At 41.1% G+C, this 4,448-nt stretch carries 4 protein-coding genes; all 4 read right to left on the bottom strand.

Features of this window, described 5'->3' with window-relative positions:
• Nucleotides 1–425: 425 nt before the first annotated feature.
• Nucleotides 426–1,499, bottom strand: a complete 1,074-nt coding sequence (locus CDZ78_RS15845) for a cysteine desulfurase family protein (protein WP_087870871.1) — start codon at nt 1,497–1,499, stop codon at nt 426–428.
• A 27-nt stretch (nt 1,500–1,526) separates the two neighbouring features.
• Nucleotides 1,527–2,018 (bottom strand): Rrf2 family transcriptional regulator, encoded by a 492-nt coding sequence (locus CDZ78_RS15840; RefSeq protein WP_087870870.1) that lies wholly within the window; start codon nt 2,016–2,018, stop codon nt 1,527–1,529.
• Between the two features lie 562 nt (nt 2,019–2,580).
• Entirely contained in the window at nt 2,581–3,636 is a 1,056-nt protein-coding gene (locus CDZ78_RS15835) for a hypothetical protein (RefSeq protein ID WP_087870869.1), read from the bottom strand.
• 55 nt (nt 3,637–3,691) lie between these two features.
• A complete protein-coding gene (locus tag CDZ78_RS15830; RefSeq protein WP_087870868.1) occupies nt 3,692–4,321 on the bottom strand; it encodes a hypothetical protein in 630 nt (209 codons plus the stop codon).
• Nucleotides 4,322–4,448: the final 127 nt, after the last annotated feature.

The raw sequence follows: 4,448 nt of genomic DNA, 5'->3' as shown, positions 1-4,448 counted from the left end.
GCGGGGAGTCGCTATTTTTGCGAAAGCTTGTTTTGGGCATCCCAGCCCAAGCAAGCGGCAAAAACTTAACGCGACCGCTAATGCCTTCGGCGCCCCAGACGTCCTGCGTACGTGCCACTTCGCCACTACCATCGTAAACTCGGTGCTGGCTTCGTAACACTCCCTCAAATGACTGGACGGCGTTTCGGAATGCCTTTTATTTTGTCTCCACCTACGCTAGCGCTACGATTCCGACAAAACAACGGCCCTACGCCTTCTGGGGACTACCAGCCCTCGCGTTCGCTCTCCATGGCTGGCAGCGATGGAGCATATGTAGGCAGTACTGTGCTTTTATAGCTAGGCATAAAATGAGTTAGTAATGGCTTAATTCAAGAATATAATCATGGTTTATTCAGAAACAAACATAACACATCCCTATAATAACCCTATAAAATCTGTTTTAATTTTAACACGAAACAATCTATCTCTTGCTGTGTATTTTCTTGCCCCAGGCTCACTCGAATAGCTGACTTTGCTAGACTTTCTTCTACCCCCATTGCAGCTAATACATGACTGACAGACTGCTCACCACTCGCACATGCAGAGCCACTTGATACAGCAACCCCTGCTTTGTCCAGCTGCATTAACAGCATCTCACCCACACAGTTGTGCACTCCAAACTGCACTGTATTGGCAACACGGTTACTCTCTTGAGCAAACACGCTGACTCCTGCTAGACACAATAATTGTTTTTCTAGATACGTTCTGAGTTGCAGGCAATGTTGACGGCGTTGTTCTAATTCAGAGTAAGCCAACTCTGCTGCCTTACCGAAACCAACAATTGCTGGCACATTTTCAGTTCCTGCACGCACTGAAGACTCTTGGCCTCCACCTGTCAAAATGGGTGTTTGAATATGCTCAACCGAGGTAATTAACGCCCCTACTCCTTTAGGACCATACATTTTGTGGCTGGAAAGAGACATCAGGTCTACGCCTAAAGCCTGAAAATCAACTGCTATTTTACCTGCAGCCTGTACAGCATCAGTGTGTACCAGAGCTCCTCGCTGTTGCATAAAAGCAGCCAGACTTGCAACATCCTGAATGACACCTGTTTCGTTATTGACTAACATAAAAGAGGCAAGATCAAAGCTACCCTTAATTAACGAGAGCGCCTGCTGATCAATATAACCCTGTTCATTGACACTAATAGACTGTGCATCAACTGATTGTATAACTGAAGGATGTTCAAATGCAGAAATCAATATTTTAGATTTAGCCCCCCTTCCCTTTAAGGCTAAATTATTTGCTTCTGTTCCGCCACTGGTAAAAACAACTTGCTCCGGCCGCGCATTGACAAGTTGAGCAACTTGTTCACGTGCCGTATCAATCGCACTGCGTGAAAGACGTGCTAATTTATATAATCCGGAAGGATTACCATAAAACTTACTAAAAAAAGGTAACATTGCCTGTAACACCCTTTCATCGATGGGGGTTGTCGCATTATGATCAAAATAGATCATAACCTTTTACGCAATGAAAGCGGATGCCTATTTAAGAGCCATTCCAATTGTTTCAGCATCTCTGAACTGCATAATTTGTTGAACATCTGAGTCTTGACGCTGGGCAACTGCTTGTACATCAGCTTGATCTAATAGCTGCTTTAAAGTAATACCATCTAAATAGTTGCGCACGGTATCACTCAGTCCCATCCATAAATCATGGGTTAAACAAGGCTGGCCATTCTGACAATTACTTTTCTGCTCGCAATTCGTTAAATCAACCTGCTCATCAACAGCAAGAATAATATCCGAAATACTTATTTCTTCAGCGCCCCGGCTCAATTTATAACCGCCACCAGGTCCACGTACCCCTATAACCATATTAGCACGCCGCAAACGTGAGAATAATTGCTCAAGATAAGAAAGTGAAATAGTTTGACGTGTCGCAATTTCAGTTAATGTAACGGGCTTTACCCGACTATGAAAAGCCAGGTCCAACATTGCAGTCACCGCATAACGTCCTTTAGTAGTTAATCGCACAAGATATCCTATTAAAATTAAGTTAATTATGCTTCATAATACACATAACCTAGTAAAATAGTCAACTATTATAAAAACAGGAAAACCAACCCTTCACCTTTATCTTTTCTCTAAATTCACCATTATTGTCTATTATGGAAGACCAGCATTGGCCTTTATGTAAAGCTTTACATAAAGACCAATAGCAGACATAAACTAATGCGATATATCCTTAAGTGGAGTGTAAAAATAACCTGAATTTTGACCCATTTGGGTCATGTGTTTCATTTTAGATGGTGTAGGATCTCTATAAAGTTTTTTAAAAAGACTGATTTTTTACTTGAAAACTTAAACACTGAATATTATTCGTATCCGATTATCATGTATTAAATGCATGTTATTCCGTTTAGAGTTATTGGGTTTAAACGGTTCTGTCGCAATAATTATCAAAAGCTCAGACTCCGACAAAACAACGGCCCTACGGCTATCGCGGACTAAAAATCTTCACTTCGCTAAAGCTACGTTTCCAAGATTTTCAGCGATAGCAGATAACGTCGGGAAGTGGGGTTTATGCGACAGAACCCTAAAAAGTCCTAATTAAACGAATCTTAAGAGTCCGAGATCTAGGAACATAACTTAATGGGTTAACCAAAGGCAAACTAGAATCCTCAGGAACAATGCCAGCAACCGCAAGAGAAGAATCTCTTAACGGTAAAGGCTGAATGTACTGAGTAGATGTCCAATAAGAACCCCCAAAATGACCTATATTTTTAGCAACCGAAGACTTTTTACTATAAGCTAAAAGAAACTCAGACATAAGCCTAAACTCAGAAGCCGACGGCAAATGCCATCTATAATCGTTCTCCAATTGGGTACGACTCATAGCAGACCCATCCTTAAAACAAGAAGTCTTCCGAATAGAATAATTGTTAAGCATACCAGAGCCAAGACGGTCGCCAAAGGTCACAGGCAGAGCTACATTAAGACACCCCCAAGCCCCTAAATTTTTCAAATCCTTTCCCTGAACCTCCATACCCCTAGTGCCACCAGAAGACACAATAAAAACCAACCCTCCAGCAGGACCAACATCTCCCAAAGAATAAACAGGGCGAGGTCTAAAAACAAGACCACTTTCACTACCTGACTCAGGGGGTACATAATCAGAACCTGAACCGCTACCTATTCCAACAGCAGGCTTATTGACAGCTCCAGAGGCCACAGTATTACTAGAATTAGGCGCCGGGGCAATAGGATAAGGATAGGGGGCACGAGTGGGGATCGGGGAGGGATTCATAGACTCCTGAAAACGATCCGAGACATTGTTAACCTTATTCCAAAAAGAAGATGCCTTCGTCATGTATGAATGGTCAAACTTCGCCTGCCAAAAAACAGCATCCAAAGCAGTCAAAGAACCCTCAAAATTACTGTTAAGAGTCCCCATTTCCGCAATAGCATCAGTTTGAACCTTTCCATCTATGACGTAAGGGGTAGAAGCTACAGGAAAATCCCCAGAACGCTCCCAAACAAGACCTAAAGCTGAATCCGGAATAGAAAGCTCATAATTCTCGGAAGACCCAGCCATAACTCCACTAGAAAACAAACCCAACAAACAAACAACAGAAACCTTTTTTAAAATCATAATAATAAACTCCTAAAAAATAAAAAACTAACGTTTCTCAACACTCTCTTGCATATCAATAATTCCACCATTGAAACCAAGAGTTAGCGCTCCCAAAAAATTGATTTAAATGTAAATTACAATCCTTGGCATAAGTATCAGATAACTGTTCCCAATTCAAAGACTCTAAATGCTTGGCTAACTTAAAAGCATTCATATCATGATCCCGCAAATACCCAGGACCCTTGTAAAAATGACGAGCGTAAACCGCAGCATTACCGTTATAAAAGTCATTATGAGTGACAGCAGAGTGGTAACTAATTACCTCAGTATTAACAAGCCTATGGTCGAACATATGATTCTCATCCCAAGGTATGAAAAAGTAATGAGCCGAGTCCGTAAGAATAGAATATAATCGACGATCACCCTTCTTTATCCCGGCCCAAGCTGTATGAAAAGAAACTGAATCGTAAGTGATGGACTCATTCCGATCCCAGTCATCGTCCGCAATAGGGATACGACAATTCGCTCTAGAAAAATGATACTCAGAACCATCCATTCGTTTAAAATCCCTTTCAATAGTCTCAGGAAAACCATTCATATCTTCAGTTTTATAATCATACACTTCGTAAGGTATATTCCAAGCCTGAGAAGAAGTCCAAAAAGACAACCAAATAATAAGCACAAATACAATTCTAACTAACATCTAATAACTCCTAGTTCCAATATAAGTATATGAATCTCTAAACTGAAGTTTCCCAATTATTGAGTAGCTGAAATACACAATGCTGGTGTATCGAGGTTTATTTTAGGTGGTTTTGCCATGTTTATAG

Source organism: Bathymodiolus platifrons methanotrophic gill symbiont (assembly GCF_002189065.1).
Taxonomy (GTDB): domain Bacteria; phylum Pseudomonadota; class Gammaproteobacteria; order Methylococcales; family Methylomonadaceae; genus Methyloprofundus.
The sequence above is the reverse complement of the archived record's forward strand: the minus strand, read 5'-3'. Positions and strand labels throughout refer to the sequence as shown.